Here is a 17095-nt window from a genome sequence, read left to right on the forward strand (position 1 = left end):
ATACGCAACGGCCCGCCGAAGCGGGCCGTTGCTGCCATCACGATCGCACTGCGATCAGTGCTGGTGGCCGCCGTCACCGTGGACGTGGCCGTGGTCCAGCTCTTCCTTGCCGGCTTCGCGCACGTCGACGATTTCGACGTCGAAGTGCAGGTCCTTGCCGGCCATCGGATGGTTCAGGTCAACGTCGACGACGCTCATGCCGACCTTCTGCACGGTCACCGCACGCGGGCCGAAGTTGGTCTGCAGCACGACCTGCTGGCCCGGAGCCAGCTTGGTGTTGCCGAAGTGCTTCTTCGGCACGCGCTGGGACAGGCCTTCACGACGCTCGCCGTAGGCATCGGCCGCCTTGACGTCGACGTTGAAGGTCGCGCCGGCTTCCTTGTCCATCATGGCGTTTTCCAGGCCCGGGATGATGTTGCCGTGACCGATCAGGATCGCCAGCGGCTCGCCGCGGTCCTTGGACGATTCGATCGGCTCCTGGCCGACTTCGGAAACGGTGTAGTGGAAGCGGACAACGCGGTCTTTTTCGATCTTCATGCGCAACTCTGTCTGGATCTGCCGGAGGCAGGCGGGTTGGGGCGGGTTGTCGCCCGACGGGGACGCCGCCATCATGACGGCCAATCCAAGGTGGCGCATTATCCGGAGATCATGCACATCACGCCAGTTTCGTCCGGCCTGCGCCGGTTCCTCGCCCCGGCCCTGCTGCTGGCCCTGCCCCTGTTGATGACCGCCTGTGGCGGTGGCAAGGCCACCCGCCCGGCGCCGCCCCCGCCCGCGGCGAACTGGCCAAAGACCGTGCCGGACAACCCCGAGGCTGCCAACTCGGTGCTGATGCGCGCCATCAGCCTGGTCGGCACGCCCTACCGCTACGGCGGCAACACCCCGGATTCGGGCTTCGACTGCAGCGGCCTGGTCGCCTATGTCTATCGCGAGATGCTGGACCTGCGGCTGCCGCGCACCTCGCGCGACCTGGCGGCGGTACAGGGCCCGAAGATCGACCCGCAGCGCCTGGCCACCGGCGACCTGGTGTTCTTCGGCAGCCGCGGCAGCGTCACCCATGTCGGCATCTATGTAGGTGAAGGGCGTTTCGTGCATGCGCCGAGCACCGGCGGCACCGTGCGCCTGGACTCGCTCAGCGGCCCCTACTGGAAGGACCACTACACCGGCGCGAAACGTGTCCTTCGCTAAAATGAACAGGCGATATGTTCAAAACTGTGACGCACATCACCCTGAAACTAACGGTTTACTAACGGAATTTTTAACTTATTGCCGCTTTTACAGGGCATGATGCCCCATCGTTTTTTTCCTGTGACCGACGCGTGACGACTGACGACCTGAAAAGCGAAGGCCAGACTTCCGTATCTTCACGTAGTGCCCGCCTGCTGTTGCTTGGCCTGGCACTGTGTCTGACCAGCCTTCCGGCCTGGTCGCAGACTGCTCCGAACCGTTCCGATGTGACCCCGGCCCCGGTGGCCGAGAGCACCGCCCGACCGGCCGCCAAGGCCGAGGCTGCCGCTCCGCAGCGCAGCCGCGTCGATGCCGCCGCCAGTGCCACGCTGGCCGCCCTGCTGCCGCACCTGGCCGCCAACGACACCATTCCGCTGATGGACCGCTCGGCCGTGGTGGCCGGTGATCTCAGCCGCCTGCTCGCCAACTACGACACCAGCAGCGCCGCCAATGGCAGCGTTGTCGGTACCGCCGCCGACAACGGCAAGGTGCAGTCGCTGCTGCGCCGCGCGATGACCCTGCTGGGCACCCCGTACCGTTGGGGTGGCAGCAACCCGGACAGCGGTTTCGACTGCAGCGGCCTGGTCGGCTATGTGTTCCGTTCGGCCCTGGGTATCGAGCTGCCGCGCGTCTCGCGCGAGATGGCCCACGATGACAACGCCGAACTGATCAACGACCGCACCGCGCTGGCTGCCGGTGACCTGGTGTTCTTCGGCCGCAAGGGCCGTGTTGACCACGTCGGCATCTATGTCGGCGACGGCCGCTTCCTGCACGCACCGAGCTCAGGCAAGGACGTCCGCGTGGACACCCTGCTCAGCGGCTACTGGGGCAACAAGTTCATGCAGGCCCGCCGGGTCGATCTCTGATCTGAGCGGTTGGCGCTACCGCGCCGCCTGACACGAGAAAAGCCGCTGCCTTGCAGCGGCTTTTTTGTTGGGCCCACAATGACGGATGGGCGCCGGTCGGCCCCGGTGGGTGCCATCCACGCATGGCGTGGATCTACTGACCTCTGGTGGGTGCCGACCGTTGGTCGGCACTGCCGCCATCCACGCATGGCGTGGATCCACCAGGTGCCCGCCTCGGCCGGTACCGCGTCGGCCATCTCCCAAACAAAAGGCCCGCCGGTCAGGGCGGGCCTTTCGTCTCCACGCAACCTCAGCCGCGTGGCGGTGTCGGGTCAGGATCGTCCACACCCACATTGCTGGACGGGTTGTCATACACCGCCTGGTCGAGCAGCCCGGTTTCCTTGGCCACGATCACCGGCACCAGCATCTGGCCGGTCACATTGGTCATCGTGCGCATCATGTCCAGGATGCGGTCGATGGCATACAGGTAGCCGATGGTCTCCAGCGGCAGGTTGGCTGCGCTCAGCACCACCGTGGCCATGATCACCGCGGTACCCGGCACGCCGGCCGTACCGAAGCTGCCCAGCACCGACGCGATCAGCACCACCACGTACTGCTCCGGGGTCAGCGGCACACCGCTGTACTGCGCGATGAACACTGCGCACAGCGCCGGATAGATCGCACCGCAGCCGTCCATCTTGATGCTGGCGCCCAGCGGCACCGCGAACGAACCGTAGTCCTTGTTCACGCCCAGGTTGTGGGTGATCGAACGCAGCGCCACCGGCATCGCGGCGAAGCTGGACGAGCTGACGAAGGCGACCTGCATGCCCGGCGCCGCGCCACGGAAGAACTTCAGCGGGCTCAGTCCGTGCGCCAGCAGCAGTGCGCTGTAGACCACCACGATGTGCAGGGCGCAGGCCACGTACAGCGCCAGCACGAAATGCCCCAGCGGCAGCAGCTTCTCGAACCCGTAGCTGCCGACCAGGCCGGCGATCAGGCCGAAGGTACCGATCGGGGTGACTTCCAGCACGAAGCGGGTCACCTGGATCATGATGTCGCTCATCTGGCCGACCAGCTTGCGCGCCTCGGTCACCTTCTCGCCCAGCTTGACGATGGCAAAGCCCACCAGGCCGGCGAAGAAGATCACCGGCAGGATCGAGCCGCGACCGGCAGCCAGCACGGTTTCACCGGCCGCATTGACCTTGGTGCCGATGCCGGACAGCGCATAGAAGACATTGGCCGGCACCACGTCCAGCAGCACCTGCACCACGCTGGGCACTTCACGCGGCACGTAGTTGCTGGCCATCGACAGCTGCAGGCCACCGGCGCCGGGCTGCAGCACGGTGCCCACGCCCAGGCCCACGCACACCGCCAACGCAGCGGTGATCACGAACCACAGGAAGGTGCGGCCACTGAGCGCAGCGACCGACTTCTGTCCGTGCAGCGACGAGATCGCGTTGATGACCGCGAAGAACACCAGCGGCACCGCAATCATCTTGATCAGGGTGACGTACAGTTCACCGAGCGGGCCGAACCACGTTTCCGCGGCCGGGCCAAGCGCCCAGCCGGCCAGCGCGCCGAGCACGAAGCCGCCGACCACGCGCTGCCAGAATGGAATCCGCAGCCAGGCAGAGACCAGCTTCATAGGCAATCCAGAGGGGAAGGAAGGGATGCTGGCACGATAGCCCAAGGCGGCCCGCAGAACGACCGCCCGGCCGGCAAATCAGTGTGTCATCGGCGTGCCTTGCAGGGGCGGGCATAATGAACGTCCCGTTACAGTTTGTGAGATCCCAGCGTCCATGCGCCGTTCCGTCTCCCTGTTGGCCGCCTGCGCCACCACCCTGCTGCTGGGCGCCTGCGCCAGCACCGCCCCCGCGTCCGCCCCGGCCGGCCTGAAGGTCGCCGTCGATCCCGTCGCCCATCCGGCCGGCGAGACCCCGCAGTGGTGGTACCGCAGCGGCGCCGCCCAGGCCGCCGCCAACGGTGCGATGTCCGGCAAGGCCAAGAACGTCATCCTGTTCCTCGGCGACGGCATGAGCCTGACCACCGTGGCGGCCTCGCGCATCTACGAAGGCCAGCAGAAGGGTGGCTCGGGCGAGGAGAACCTGCTGTCTTGGGAGCGCTTCCCGGCCACGGCGTTCAGCAAGACCTACAACACCGATTCGCAGACCCCGGATTCGGCCGGCACCATGACCGCCATCACCACCGGCGTGAAGACCCACATGGGCGCGATCGGCGTCAGCGCCGGCAGCCGCACCGACTGCGCCGACAGCCTGTCCAAGGGCCTGCTGACCTGGCTGCAGCTGGCCGACAGCGCCGGCCTGGCCACCGGCGTGGTGTCCACCGCGCGCCTGACCCATGCCACCCCGGCCGCCACCTATGCGCACTCGCCCGAACGCAACTGGGAAAACGATACCGACCTGACTGAAGCGGCCAAGGCTGCAGGCTGCAAGGACATCGCCCAGCAGCTGCTGTCGACCTCGCGCTACGGGCGCGGCCCGCTGGTCGCCCTCGGCGGCGGTCGCGGTGAATTCACCACCGTGGAAGAGCGCGATCCGGAATACGACGACAAGGTCGGCCAGCGCCTGGATGGCCGCAGCCTGGTGCAGGAATGGCAGCAGGCGCACCCGCAGGGTGCCTACGTGTGGAACAGCAAGCAGCTGGCCGCCGCCGCCAACGCGCCGGCCATCCTTGGCCTGTTCGAACCGGACCACATGCGCTACGAGTACGAGCGCCCGCAGGATCCGGGCGGTGAGCCGAGCCTGGCCGAACTGACGGCCGCAGCGATCAAGAATCTGGCCAAGCACCAGGAAGGCTACGTGCTGATGATCGAAGGCGCGCGCATCGACCACGCCAACCACAGCGGCAACGCCTACCGTGCCCTGACCGAGACCGTGGCGCTGTCCGACGCGGTGCGCGTGGCCAACGAGCTGACCTCGGCCGACGACACCCTGATCATCGTCACCGCCGACCACTCGCACACGCTGAACTTCGTCGGCTACCCGGCACGCGGCAACCCGATCCTGGGCAAGGTGAAGGACAAGGGTGGCGAAGACGGCGCCGGCAAGCTGGACTACGCGCTGGACGGCAGCGGCCAGCCGTACACCACCCTGACCTACGCCAATGGCCCGGGACATACCGGCGCCAGCAACCAGCAACCGGCCGGCGCCAAGCGCTACCCGCACAACCCGAGCAGCTTCGAGCCTGCCAACGGCCGCCCGAACCTGCGCGAGGTCGACACCGAGCATCCGGACTACATGCAGGAAGCGCTGGTGCCGATGAAGGCCGAATCGCACGGCGGTGAAGACGTCGGCATCTGGGCGCGCGGCCCGGGCAGCAAGGCGATCCGCGGCACGCTGGAACAGAACGCGATCTACCACATGATCGTGCAGGCCACCCCGGCGCTGCGCGAGCGCCTGTGCCAGGCCGGCACCTGCGATGACAAGGGCGTGCCGGTGCAGCTGCCGGCACCGACGGCCTTCGAACGCAAGGCCGAGGCCAAGTGATCGTGCAGCAGGCCCACCCTGCCCCCGCCCGCGGCCGTTTCGCACGGTCGCTGGCCCTGCTCGGCGCGCTGGCCAGTTCCAGCGCGCTGGCGCAGGCACCGGCCTGCAAGCTGCTGACCGACGAACACGGGTTGTGGCCGCTGCCCAACTGCGAGGTGGTCGATCACCGGCCGAAGATCAGCGCCGACACGCTGAAGGACCTGAACTACGACGACCACGGCCTGGCCGTGGTGTATGCCGACCAGGGCTTCCACTACGTCGACCGCAAGGGCCGCAGCCTGCCGGTGCTGACCTGGGACAACGGCCCGGAAACGCCGCAGGAAGGCCTGCTGCGCGCCCGCGTCGGCCACCGCGTCGGCTACTTCGACCTGAAGTTCCGCCAGGTGGTGCCCGGCACCTTCGATTTCGGCTGGCCGTTCCAGGATGGCGTGGCCGAGGTCTGCAACGGCTGCCGGCGCGGCACGCCGGATGCCGATGGCCACACGCCGATGGAAGGCGGAGAGCGGTTCCGGATCGACCGCTCGGGCCGTCGGGTGAAGTAGGTTTTTGGCAGGGCTGCGCCCTGCACCTGCTACAAGCCAGAGCAACAGCAACAGCCAAAGCGGCTCTGGATTTCCGTTGGTTGGGCGGGGCGGTGTGGGTGGGCAGGACACGCCGTAAACCCGTCCATGGGGGCTCGATGACGCCATCCATGGCGCCAACGGTCCTGCCCACCCACACCGCCCCACCCCCGACAGATTTCCGGTGACGGTTGGATCATCCACGCCATGCGTGGATGAAATCTGTCAGATATCGAATTGAATCCGGGGTCAGATCCGTTTTCCTGCGGAAAACGGATCTGACCCCAAGAGCATTTCCGACAGATCGCGAATATCTGTCGAAGGCGGGGTGGGTCCGGTTGCGGGAGTGTCCGCGGCATGGATGCCGCGGCCAAGCCCCCATGGACGGGTTTACGGCGTCTCCCGCAACCGGACCCACCCCGCCAACCCTCAGGAAACCAGCTTCTGCTGTTGCTGTTGCTCTGGATCGTAGCAGGTGCAGGGCGCAGCCCTGCCGAGCAACCCTATACTTGCCCCGTGACTGCCTTCCCTGCCCTCGTTCCGCTGGATGCGCCGCTGCTGGTGGGCTACAGCGGCGGTGTCGACTCGACCGTGCTGCTGCACTGGCTGTGGCGCTGCGCCCAGGCTTCCGGCACTGCGTTGCGTGCGGTGCATATACACCATGGCCTGCAACCCGATGCGGACGGCTGGGTGCTGCATTGCCAGCAGCAATGCGCAGCACGGGGCATCGAACTGGCCGTGCATCGCGTGCAGGTCGACAACAGCGCGGGCCTTGGCCTTGAAGGTGCGGCACGGCAGGCGCGACGCGCCGCGTTCGCCGCCGAACTGCGCGACGGCGAAACGCTGGCGCTGGCGCAGCACCTGGACGACCAGGCCGAGACCTTCCTGCTGCGGGTCCTGCGCGGATCCGGCGTCGATGGCCTTGCCGCGATGTCCGCGCACAGCTGCCTTGGCGAACAGCCTCTATGGCGGCCGCTGCTGGCGGTGCCACGCAGTGCACTGCTCGACTACGCACGCCAGCACGCGCTGCGCTGGATCGAAGACCCCAGCAACGCCGACGATCACGCCGATCGCAACTTCCTGCGTCTGCAGGTGCTGCCGTTGCTGCGCCAGCGCTGGCCGCATGCCGCCGCGGCACTGGCGGGCAGCGCCCTGCATTGCCGGCAGACCCGCGAGCTGCTGGACGAGGAAGACGCCGAGCTGATCGCGCACCTGGAGGTGGCACCGCGCGTGCTGTCGCTGCAGCTGCTGCGCCAGGTGTCACCGGGCCGCGCGGCGCGCGTGCTCCGTGCCTGGGTGATCGGCCATGGGGCCGCGCCACTGCCGGCCACCGTGCTGCAGCAGGCACTGGACGAGCTGCTGCCGGCCGGCAACGATCGCCAGGCGCGGGTACGCTGGCACGATCATGCGATCCAGCAATGGCGCGATCATGCCTATCTCCTGCCCGCGCAGCTGCCGGCGCTTCCCCATGATTGGCAGGCCGGATGGGATGGACGCGCGCCATTGGCGCTGCCCGATGGCGGTCAGCTGCGCCTGCAGGGCGCCGTGGCCTTCGAACGCCCGCTCCAGGTGCGTGCGCGTGTGGGCGGCGAACGCATCCTGCTGCCCGGTCGCCAGCATTCGCATGCGCTGAAGGACTGCCTGCAACGCGAACACCTCGCGCCCTGGCGACGCGCCCAGCTACCGCTGGTCTTCGATGGACCACAGCTGCTCGCCGCCGCCGACGTGGTCATCGCAGCTCCCCTGCAGGCCTGGTTGCAGGCCCACGACGCGCAGCTGCAGTGGCGTCCGGGCGGCTGGTGAATTGACCCCCGCGCGCAGCCCGTCCACACTTGCCGCATGGCCAAGAAGTCCCCCGAAAACGCCTCCCCGGTCGCCCAGTTCGAGCAGTCGCTCGAATCGCTGGAGCAGCTGGTGGAGCAGATGGAAACCGGCGAGCTGAGCCTGGAAGCGTCGCTCAGTGCTTACGAACGTGGCGTCGGTCTGTACCGCCAGTGCCAGCAGGCGCTGGAGCAGGCAGAACTGCGTGTCCGCCTGCTCAGCGATCCGGCCCAGCCGGAAACGGCCGAGCCTTTCGATCCGCCCAGCCATGACGGCTGAGGTTCTGTTCGCGCGCTGGCGCGACCGTATCGAAAGCCAGCTCGACGCTGCCCTGCCCTCGCCTGCCGAAGCCCCGCAGGGCCTGCACCAGGCCATGCGCTATTCCGTGCTGGGTGGCGGCAAGCGCATGCGCCCGCTGCTGGTGTACGCCAGTGGCCACCTGTTCGGCGCACTGCCTGAAAACCTGGATGCGGCGGCGATGGCTGTCGAGCTCATCCACGCCTATTCGCTGGTGCATGACGACCTGCCGGCGATGGACGATGACGCCCTCCGACGCGGCAAGCCGACCACCCACATCGCCTTCGACGAAGCCACCGCGATCCTGGCCGGCGACGCCCTGCAGACCCGTGCCTTCGGCCTGCTGGCCGATGCGCCGCTGCCGGCCACGCTGCGCGTAGCCTGCCTGCAGACCCTGGCCCACGCGTCCGGTGCCTCCGGCATGTGTGGCGGCCAGGCGCTGGACATCGATGCCACCGGCCAGCAGCAGACCCTGGCGGCACTGACCCGCATGCATGCACTGAAGACCGGCGCGCTGATCCGTGCAGCGGTGCGCATGGGGGCGCTGTGTGGCCAGGCCCACGAACCGCAGCTGGCCCAGCTGGACGGCTTCGCCGACGCGCTCGGCCTGGCCTTCCAGGTGCGCGACGACATCCTCGATGTCGAAGCCAGTTCCGAACAGCTGGGCAAGACCGCCGGCAAGGACCAGGCGCAGGACAAGAGCACCTTCCCCGCGCTGCTCGGCATGGACGGTGCGAAGGCGCAGCTGCGCGAACTGGCGGCACGCATGCAGGCCACGTTGGCCGGCTATGGCGAAGAGGCCGATGCGCTGCGCGCACTGGCGACGCTGGCGGTGGAACGCGATCATTGAATCCACCCGCCGGACAGGGCCCGGCCCTGCCATCCAACAAAAACGCCCGGCACTGCCGGGCGTTTTCGTATCCGCATGTGGCCGGTCTTACTTGACCAGGCGCAGCGCGAACGGGTAGCGGTAGGCTTCGCCGTTGTTGGCCTTGACTGCGGCAATGATGCAGAACACCAGGTTCAGGATGCCGACGATCGGGGCCAGGATGCCGCCGATGATCACGATGGTCAGCACGATGCAGATCAGCATCGCGATGGTGATGGTGATCTGGAAGTTCAGCGCTTCCTTGGCCTGGTCGGTCACGAAAGCCTTGCTGGCGTCATCCTTGTTGATCAGCCAGATGATCAGCGGACCGATGAACCAGGTGAAGATGCCCAGCAGGTGCGCAGCCAGCGCCATGGTGCGCTGGTCGGCCGGAGCCTCGGTGGTGGCCGGCGGCGGCGGGACGTTATCGAATTCACTCACGACAAAACTCCTTTTCATTGGGTGGTCTTGACCCACCAGCACCAAGCTGGTTGCGTCAGGCGCGCATAGCTTACGCCATCAATGCCATCAATCATTACCGGCGATGGTCATCCGCCCCAGCAGGATCGAACCGGTCCGGATGTGCGAGCGCGGGTCGACGTCGCTGCCGACCGCCTCGATGCTGCTGAACATCTCGCGCAGGTTGCCGGCGATGGTGATGCCATCCACCGGGTACAGGATCTCGCCGTTCTCGACACGGAAGCCGCCCGCGCCCCGCGAGTAATCGCCGGTCACCCCGTTCACGCCCTGCCCCATCAGCTCGGTCACCAGCAGGCCATCGCCCATCTGCCGGGCGATCTCCTCCAGCGGGCCGGCATTGGCCGCCAGCTGCAGGTTGTGCACGCCGCCGGCATTGGCGGTGGTCTGCAGGCCCAGCTTGCGCGCCGAATAGCTGCCCAGCACGTAGCGCTGCAGCACGCCGTCACGGACCAGCGCCGAAGCACGGGTGGCCACGCCATCGCCGTCGAACGCGGCCGAGCGCAGGCCGCGACGCAGGTGCGGCAGTTCGTCGATCTGCATCCATTCCGGGAACAGGCGCTGGCCGACGCTGTCCAGCAGGAAGCTGGCCTGGCGGTACAAGGCGCCGCCGGACACCGCCGACAGCAGGTGGCCGACCAGGCTGCGTGCCACTTCCGGGGCGAACAGCACCGGCATGCTGCCGGTGGCCAGCGAACGCGGCTGCAGGCGGGCCACGGTGCGCTCGGCGGCGCGACGGCCGACCAGGCCCACGTCTTCCAGGTCCTCCCGGGCCAGCGCGCTGGTGTACCAGCCATCGCGCTGCATGCCATCGCCCTGCCCGGCGATCAGCGCGCAGCCGACCGAATGGTGGGTGCCGCGCTCACGGCCGAAGAAGCCGTGCGAATTGGCGTACACCGACAGGCTCTGCATGCTCGACACCGAAGCGCCATCGGAATTGCGGATCTGCGCATCGGCCTCGCGGCCGGCGACCTCGCACGCCAGGGCCAGGTCCACTGCCTCATCGGCCTGCAGCGCCCACGGGTGCCAACCGTCCAGCTCCGGGAAGTCGGTGGCCATCAGTGCGGCCTCGGCCAGGCCGGCAGCCGGGTCATCCTCGGTATGCCGGGCAATCGCGCAGGCCTGCTCGACCGTAGCGGTCAGGCTCGCCTCGTTCAGGTCACCGGTGCTGGCACTGCCCTTGCGCTGGCCGAAATAGACGGTCACGGCGATGCCGCGGTCACGCGTGGACTGCACGGTCTCGACCTCGCCGAGGCGGACATTGACCTCCAGGCCGCGGTCCTCGCTGCAGCTGACCTCGGCCTGGCTGGCGCCCAGCGCGCGGGCGCGGTCGAGCAGCTGCTGGGAGAGGTCGGCCAGCCGTTCCAGCCGGGCCGGGCTGTCGTCGCCGACGGCCACTTCAGGGGCGATCACGTTCAATGCTTTATCCTGTACGGGTTGGGCCCGGCATCACGCCGGGCGACTTTTTTTGAGATCAGGTAGGGACGATGCGCGGACGCGACGAAGAAACCGGTGAATTCCACGACAAGAGCCGCAGCCAGAACCGGCGCGACGCACTCGACGTGCTGGCCCTGGGCGAGAAGCTGGTGTCGCTGACCCCGGCCCAGCTGGCGCGCCTGCCGATTCCGGAAGACCTGCTGCCGCACATCGCCGAGTGCAAGCGCATCACCGCCCATATCGCCCACAAGCGCCAGCTGGCGTTCCTGGCCAAGCACATGCGCCGCGAGGAAGACGCCACGCTGGACGCGATCCGCGATGCGCTGGACGCCAACAGCGAAACCGGCCGCCGCGAAGTGGCGATGATGCACCGCGTGGAAGACTGGCGCGACCGCCTGCTGGCCGAGGGTGACAAGGCGCTGGCCGCCCTGCTCGACGACTACCCGCAGGCCGACCGCCAGCAGCTGCGCACCCTGCTGCGCAACGCGCAGACCGAGAAGGCGAAGAACAAGCCGCCGCGCGCCTACCGCGAGATCTTCCAGGTGCTGCGTACGCTGATGCTGCCGGCGGCGCTGGGCCTGAAGACGGCGGGCGACGAACACGCCGGCGATCCGGTCGACGAGGCCGACGAGGACTGAGTCCGCGCCGGCCAGGGCGGTGGCCGCGGCCATCGCCATGCTCAGGCCTGGGTACCGCCGACGGTGATGCCCTCGATCAACAGCGAGGGCTGGCCGACACCCACGGGCACACTCTGCCCGTCCTTGCCGCAGATGCCCACGCCCTCGTCCAGGGCCAGGTCGTTGCCGACCATGCGCACCTTCTGCATGGTTTCCGGGCCGTTGCCGATCAGCGTCGCGCCCTTCACCGGCGTGGTGATGCGGCCATCCTCGATCAGGTAGGCCTCGGTGGCCGAGAACACGTACTTGCCGCTGGTGATGTCGACCTGGCCACCACCGAAGTTGACTGCGTACAGGCCCTTCTTCACCGAGCGGATCATCTCCTGCGGGTCATGCTGGCCGGCGCGCATGTAGGTATTGGTCATGCGCGGCATGGTCAGGTGCGCGAAGGATTCGCGGCGCCCGTTGCCGGTCGGCGCCATGCCCATCAGCCGCGCATTGAGGCTGTCCTGCATGTAGCCGACCAGGATGCCGTCCTCGATCAGCGTGGTGCACTGGCTCGGGTGGCCTTCGTCGTCGATGTTCAACGAACCACGGCGTCCGTCCAGCGTGCCGTCATCGACGATGGTCACGCCCGGGGCGGCAACGCGCTCGCCGATGCGGCCCGCGTAGACGCTGGTGCCCTTGCGGTTGAAGTCGCCTTCCAGGCCATGGCCGACCGCTTCATGCAGCAGCACGCCGGGCCAGCCCGGACCAAGCACCACCGGCATCATGCCGGCCGGCGCCGGCACCGCTTCCAGGTTCACCAGCGCTTGGCGCAGCGCTTCCTGGGCGAGCGCTTCGGGGCGGCCGCTGGCAAACAGGTCTTCGTAGCCATAGCGGCCACCGCCACCGGCATAGCCGGACTCGCGACGGCCGTTGTGCTCGACGATCACCTGCACGTTCAGGCGCACCAACGGGCGCACGTCGGCCACCAGCACGCCGTCGCTGCGGGCGATCAACACCGTGTCGACGCCGCCGGACAGGCTGACCATCACCTGCTTCACGCGGGGATCGGCGGCACGCAGGTAGCCATCCAGGCGCTTGAGCACCTCGACCTTGGCCTCGTTGCCGATGCCGTCGATCGGGTCCAGCGCCGGGTACAGCGCGCGCGCATTGCCGCGCAGCAGCGATCGCCCGGACTGGGCGCCGCCCTCGCGCGAGATCGCGCGCGCCGACTGCGCCGCCGCCAGCAGCGCGTCGGCATGGATGTCATCGGAGTAGGCGAAGCCGGTCTTCTCGCCGGAGATCGCCCGCACGCCCACGCCCTGCTCGATGGAATGGGCGCCGTCCTTGACGATGCCGTCTTCCACGCTCCAGCTCTCGCGGCGGGCGTGCTGGAAATAAAGGTCGCCGAAGTCGACACCGGGGCCGAGCAGCTGGCCGAAGGTGCGCTCCAGACCAGCGGTATCCAGGCCGCCGGGGCGCAGCAGGCGATCTTGGGCAAGCGTCAGGGCGATATCAGTCATGGTCTCGATCTGGGGGTGCGGGGGCGCTCAGGCAAGCCCCGTTAACAGGGAAACGCGCTCAGCGCGAGCGCGGCAGGTCGGTGACGGTCGGCGGAATGGCCGGTGCAGGTGCCGGCACGGGCGGTGATGGGGTCTTGTCGCGGCTGCGCTCGATCACTTCCACCTTCGGCTCCTTCCATGGACCGGTCACCTTGTAGGTACGGGCGCCGATCTCGCCCAGCGGCTTGGACAATACCGCATTGGTGGCCGCACCCAGCGCGGCGCCCACCGGGCCACCGGCCACCGCACCGACCACGGTCAGCAGGTTGCCCGCGCGCGGGTTGACGTCGATGGTCTGGTCGAACTGCTGGTTGCGCAGGTCGGCCTGGCCACGGATGGTGATGTTGGCCGCGGGGCCTTCGATCAGCACCTTGTCGGTGCGCGCCATGCCCTGGCCGAACTGCATGCTGCCGTCGATCTGGTTGAACGCGAAGCCCTTGGAGAAGAAGTCGCGGAAGTCGAACATCAGCCGCCGCGGCAGCTGCGCGACGCTGAGCAGGCCCAGCACGCGGCCGGCGCCCGGATCCAGCTCCAGCAGCTGGCCATTGCGCGCGTGCAGGTCGAGGCTGCCCTGCAGGTTGCCCAGCTGGAAGTCCGACGGACCACCGCTCCACGAGGCCTGCAGCTGCGCCTGGCCGGAACCACCGCGCAACTGGCCGCCGTAATCGAGGTTCTGCATCAACCCGCCCAGGTCCTCGCTGCGCACCTGTGCAGTCAGCTCGGTACGCGCACCACCGGTACGGCCCAGCCAGCGACCGCTGATGTCGATCTCCTGGTCCGGCGCACGGAAACGCAGCTCGTCCACGTTCAGGCCATTGGCCAGCGGTCGCGTGCGCAGTACCGCCTGGCCCAGCACCACCTTGCCGAACTTCAGGTCGGCGATGTCCAGCGCGAACGGCGGCAGCTTGGCCGGATCCATGTCATTGGCACCGGCCTGCACCCGCGCCGGTGCGGCCGGCGCACCCGGTGCCGTCGGCAGTGACTGCCAGTGCACGCGGTCAAGCTGGCCACTGATCGTGCCGCCCTCGGCATTGGGGACGGTCAGGCGCCCGGCCAGCGACGGGCCGTCCAGGCGCACATCCAGTGCCTGCGGGCCCGGGTGCAGCTGCAGCCGGGTCTGCTCGAACACCCCGCCGATCAGCTTCAGCTGGCCGACCTGCACATCCACCGCACGCAGCGGCATGGCATCGTCGTCACCGCCGCCGCGCGCCAGGCTGATCCACTCCAGCGCATCCAGGGTCGGGCTGCGGCCATTGACCGACAGTCCGTTCGGTGGCGGCTCACGGTCGACATGATCGCTGCCCAGGGTGACCTGCACGCCGGTCTGATTGTTGTGGCTGCGTGCGGCCAGGGCCAGGCGCTGGCCGAAGGCCACATCGATGCGGCCAGCCCCCATCGGCAGCTGCGCGGCCACCGTGGTCGCCAGCGGCTCGGAGGCCGGCTTGTCCAGCGGCGCCGGCAGGTCCAGCCGGGTGCCGACCAGGTCCGAACTCAACCGAAGCTCGCTCGGCGGCGCCGGCGCGCCCGGGGCCACCTGGGCAGGTTGACCGCGATGGTCCACGCCGAATTGCCGGAGATGTAAGGCTTGAGCCAGGCCATTTCCGGAGCACGGTCGATCAGTACGCCGGCATCAAGATGGGCCGTCAGCTGCGACTCGAAGGCCCGCGTGCTGTCGTGCACGTAGCCGCCGGCACGCAGGCTCAGGCGACCGTCCTGGCCGAGGTGGCGCACCGCCAGTTCCTCGGCGTCGAAGCCGCCATTGCTGTAGCGCGCCTGCCCATGCATGTTGTCGAAGGTCAGCTGGAAGCGCTTGTCGACCAGCTTCACGCCGGCCAGGTCGACCGTGCCCTGCAGGTGGCCCTCGCCTTCGTCCAGGTGCAGCGGCTGCAGCAGGTCGAAGGTCACATGCGCCGGACCACTGGCGACCAGATTGTCCAGGGTATCGCCGTAGTCCTTGTGCAGCGGGCTCTGGCGCAGCATCGCCAGCAGCTTGCCGGCCTCGCTCGGCGCATCGGCGCGCACGTACAGCGGCTGGTGGCCGAAGTCCGGGATGCCGGCTTCGAACTTCTGCACCGCCACGCCCGCCAGGTCGCCCCGTCCGCGCATGTCGAAGCCGGGGCCGATGAAGGCGATATCGGCATCGACCTGGCTCATCAGCGGCCAGTCGTGCTGGAAACGGATGTCGCCATTGGTGATGTGGCCGGTCGCCTCGAAGCGGCCATCGTTGTTGTCGAACGGCCAATCGTCCAGGTCACCGGTGACCAGGCCGACGCCGCCACGTACCTGGCCGCCGGCCAGCGCCATGTCCAGCCAGTCGGTGGCGCCCTTGCTCATCTTGGAGTGGATCCAGAAGCGCTTGGCCGCCGTCATCGGCACGTCGTCCAGCTTGGCGGCCAACTGCAGCCACGGCCGCGTGCCGTCGCCCTGGAACCAGACCCCGCCACGCACGTCGGCCGCGTAGTCGGTGCCTTCCACGCGCATGGCCGGCGTTCCGATCCGCCAACCGCCACCCTCGTCGCGCCAGCCCACGATCTGTCCGGCCAGGTGCAGGTCATGGCGCACGCCGAAGCCGGTCGGCCAATCGAACTGCAGCTGGCGTTGCGGCAGCAGCTGCAGGCTGAAGCCATCGGCATCGCCTTCGAAACGCCCGCCCAGGCCGCGCAGGCCCGGGGAATCGCCGACGCTGGCAAAGCCCAGCGACTGCAGCTCGCCCTGTGCCCACAACGGGCCATCGCGTTTGCCTGCCAGCTGCAGCTCGCGAATGTCCAACTGTGGCTTGGACAGGAACAGCCAGTGCCGCAGCCCCGGCTCAAGGAGACTGCTCAGGGCCAGTCCGCGCAGCGCGGTTCCGGCCTGCACCGCACCGGCGTTCACCCGCAGCTGCTGGCCGACCTGGAGCTGCAGGCCATCGAGCTGCTGTTCGCCGTCTTCGGTCTTCAGGCGCAGGCGCGGCACCAGCAGCGCCCAGCCATCGGCCTGGCGCTGCCAGCGCAGGCGGGCCTGCAACCGTTGCAGCTGCAGCTGGGGTGCCGCCACGCCGGGCATCGGGGCGCCGTCGATACGCACGTCCCGCAGGTCCGAATCGGTGGTCAACGCCACCGGCGCGAAATCACGCAGGGTCAGCCACAGGTTGAGCTCGCCCTTGCCCTCGCGCAGGCGCACACCGCCGGCCGCCAGCAAGGGCGACCAGGCATGGAAATCGACCGGGTCGGCACCCAGCCAGGCCTGGCCGTTGCCGCGCATGCGGTCCACGTCCAGTACCGCGGTCAGCGGCAGCGCTTCGGCCTGCGCCCAGGCGCGTACACCCACGCGCAGGCGATCGCCATTGACCCGCATGCGCAGGTCGATGCGCGGCAGCGTGGTGTCGATGCCCAGCGCTGGCGCGTGCACGCCCAGGCGGCCCCCGATCACCTGCAGCTCGCCCAGCCGGCGCAATGCATCCAGCGGATCACCGCCGTTGTCGGACTGCGGCAGCCCCCGCACCGTCCAGCGTCCGTCCTCGCCCTGCTGCAGGTCCAGCGCCAGGCCACGCAGGCGCAGCTCGGTCAGCGAGCGCCCGGGCAGCAGCCCGCTGTACATCGATACCAGCACCTCGGCCTCGCCGATCGCCAGGCCCTGCCCGGTGCCGATGCGCAGGCCCTTCAGCTGCAGCAGCGGGCCACGACGGGTCCAGGCTGTCTGCAGCTGGTCGAAACGCACCGGTTGGCCGGCACGCTCACTCAGCCAGGCGGCAATCCTGTCGGGATGTCGCTCAGCCAGCGGCAGCAGCTGGCTGAGCGTGCCCACCAGCAGTGCAAGCCCGACCAGGCCCACCGCACAGGCGGCAATGAAATGACGGCGGATCCTTCGCAGTCGCAGGCGCGGCGGCGCGCTCATCGGCCACCGCCGGCCTG

At 68.6% G+C, this 17095-nt stretch carries 13 protein-coding genes and 1 pseudogene; 8 read left to right on the plus strand and 6 right to left on the minus strand.

Annotated features, from left to right (window positions below; all coding sequences use genetic code 11):
* Window positions 1-54: 54 nt before the first annotated feature.
* Window positions 55-537: an FKBP-type peptidyl-prolyl cis-trans isomerase gene (locus ACXI0D_RS02355; protein ID WP_014647924.1), complete on the minus strand. Its 483-nt coding sequence runs from the start codon at window positions 535-537 to the stop codon at window positions 55-57.
* Between the two features lie 111 nt (window positions 538-648).
* On the opposite strand from ACXI0D_RS02355, the gene ACXI0D_RS02360 reads away from it, so the two are divergent.
* Both ACXI0D_RS02360 and ACXI0D_RS02365 read left to right on the plus strand, forming a co-directional pair.
* The gene (locus ACXI0D_RS02360) at window positions 649-1188 is read left to right on the plus strand and encodes a C40 family peptidase (RefSeq protein WP_479642263.1); all 540 of its coding nucleotides are present in this window, start codon (window positions 649-651) and stop codon (window positions 1186-1188) included.
* 131 nt (window positions 1189-1319) lie between these two features.
* On the plus strand, window positions 1320-2093 hold the full coding sequence (locus ACXI0D_RS02365) for a C40 family peptidase (protein ID WP_479642264.1): 774 nt from the start codon (window positions 1320-1322) through the stop codon (window positions 2091-2093).
* Window positions 2094-2382: 289 nt separating this feature from the next.
* Here the strand turns inward: ACXI0D_RS02365 and ACXI0D_RS02370 are convergent, their stop codons facing one another.
* Complete coding sequence (locus tag ACXI0D_RS02370; RefSeq protein ID WP_479642265.1) at window positions 2383-3717, minus strand: dicarboxylate/amino acid:cation symporter; 1335 nt, start codon at window positions 3715-3717, stop codon at window positions 2383-2385.
* Between the two features lie 154 nt (window positions 3718-3871).
* On the opposite strand from ACXI0D_RS02370, the gene ACXI0D_RS02375 reads away from it, so the two are divergent.
* The 5 genes from ACXI0D_RS02375 (at window position 3872) to ACXI0D_RS02395 (ending at window position 9106) form a co-directional block, all read left to right on the plus strand.
* On the plus strand, window positions 3872-5578 hold the full coding sequence (locus ACXI0D_RS02375; protein WP_014038013.1) for an alkaline phosphatase: 1707 nt from the start codon (window positions 3872-3874) through the stop codon (window positions 5576-5578).
* Window positions 5575-6120: a WG repeat-containing protein gene (locus tag ACXI0D_RS02380; RefSeq protein ID WP_119006581.1), complete on the plus strand. Its 546-nt coding sequence runs from the start codon at window positions 5575-5577 to the stop codon at window positions 6118-6120. The genes ACXI0D_RS02375 and ACXI0D_RS02380 overlap by 4 nt, the downstream gene beginning before the upstream one ends.
* 534 nt (window positions 6121-6654) lie before the next feature.
* A complete protein-coding gene (gene tilS / locus ACXI0D_RS02385) occupies window positions 6655-7941 on the plus strand; it encodes a tRNA lysidine(34) synthetase TilS (protein ID WP_119006582.1) in 1287 nt (428 codons plus the stop codon).
* A gap of 36 nt (window positions 7942-7977) precedes the next feature.
* Entirely contained in the window at window positions 7978-8238 is a 261-nt protein-coding gene (locus tag ACXI0D_RS02390; protein WP_006381978.1) for an exodeoxyribonuclease VII small subunit, read from the plus strand.
* Complete coding sequence (locus tag ACXI0D_RS02395; RefSeq protein ID WP_049447171.1) at window positions 8228-9106, plus strand: polyprenyl synthetase family protein; 879 nt, start codon at window positions 8228-8230, stop codon at window positions 9104-9106. The genes ACXI0D_RS02390 and ACXI0D_RS02395 overlap by 11 nt, the downstream gene beginning before the upstream one ends.
* Before the next feature lie 87 nt (window positions 9107-9193).
* Here the strand turns inward: ACXI0D_RS02395 and ACXI0D_RS02400 are convergent, their stop codons facing one another.
* Complete coding sequence (locus tag ACXI0D_RS02400; RefSeq protein ID WP_014038018.1) at window positions 9194-9565, minus strand: DUF4870 domain-containing protein; 372 nt, start codon at window positions 9563-9565, stop codon at window positions 9194-9196.
* 87 nt (window positions 9566-9652) lie between these two features.
* Window positions 9653-11020, minus strand: coding sequence for a metalloprotease PmbA (pmbA, locus tag ACXI0D_RS02405; protein ID WP_049447169.1), 1368 nt, complete (start codon window positions 11018-11020; stop codon window positions 9653-9655).
* A 68-nt stretch (window positions 11021-11088) separates the two neighbouring features.
* On the opposite strand from pmbA, the gene yjgA reads away from it, so the two are divergent.
* Entirely contained in the window at window positions 11089-11676 is a 588-nt protein-coding gene (gene yjgA, locus ACXI0D_RS02410; protein WP_014038020.1) for a ribosome biogenesis factor YjgA, read from the plus strand.
* Between the two features lie 41 nt (window positions 11677-11717).
* Here the strand turns inward: yjgA and tldD are convergent, their stop codons facing one another.
* Together tldD and ACXI0D_RS02420 are read right to left on the minus strand one after the other, a co-directional pair.
* Window positions 11718-13163, minus strand: coding sequence for a metalloprotease TldD (tldD, locus tag ACXI0D_RS02415; protein WP_049447167.1), 1446 nt, complete (start codon window positions 13161-13163; stop codon window positions 11718-11720).
* 58 nt (window positions 13164-13221) lie between these two features.
* Window positions 13222-17078 (minus strand): annotated as a pseudogene (locus ACXI0D_RS02420) (YhdP family protein).
* Between the last annotated feature and the right edge of the window lie 17 nt (window positions 17079-17095).

The organism is Stenotrophomonas sp. C9D9 (assembly GCF_056491205.1).

Bases quoted from the DNA above. Each gene is read 5' to 3' on its own strand.
- ACXI0D_RS02355 (WP_014647924.1), bottom strand. From the start codon at position 537: ATGAAGATCGAAAAAGACCGCGTTGTCCGCTTCCACTACACCGTTTCC.
- ACXI0D_RS02360 (WP_479642263.1), top strand. From the start codon at position 649: ATGCACATCACGCCAGTTTCGTCCGGCCTGCGCCGGTTCCTCGCCCCG.
- ACXI0D_RS02370 (WP_479642265.1), bottom strand. From the start codon at position 3,717: ATGAAGCTGGTCTCTGCCTGGCTGCGGATTCCATTCTGGCAGCGCGTG.
- ACXI0D_RS02375 (WP_014038013.1), top strand. From the start codon at position 3,872: ATGCGCCGTTCCGTCTCCCTGTTGGCCGCCTGCGCCACCACCCTGCTG.
- ACXI0D_RS02390 (WP_006381978.1), top strand. From the start codon at position 7,978: ATGGCCAAGAAGTCCCCCGAAAACGCCTCCCCGGTCGCCCAGTTCGAG.
- ACXI0D_RS02395 (WP_049447171.1), top strand. From the start codon at position 8,228: ATGACGGCTGAGGTTCTGTTCGCGCGCTGGCGCGACCGTATCGAAAGC.
- yjgA (WP_014038020.1), top strand. From the start codon at position 11,089: ATGCGCGGACGCGACGAAGAAACCGGTGAATTCCACGACAAGAGCCGC.
- tldD (WP_049447167.1), bottom strand. From the start codon at position 13,163: ATGACTGATATCGCCCTGACGCTTGCCCAAGATCGCCTGCTGCGCCCC.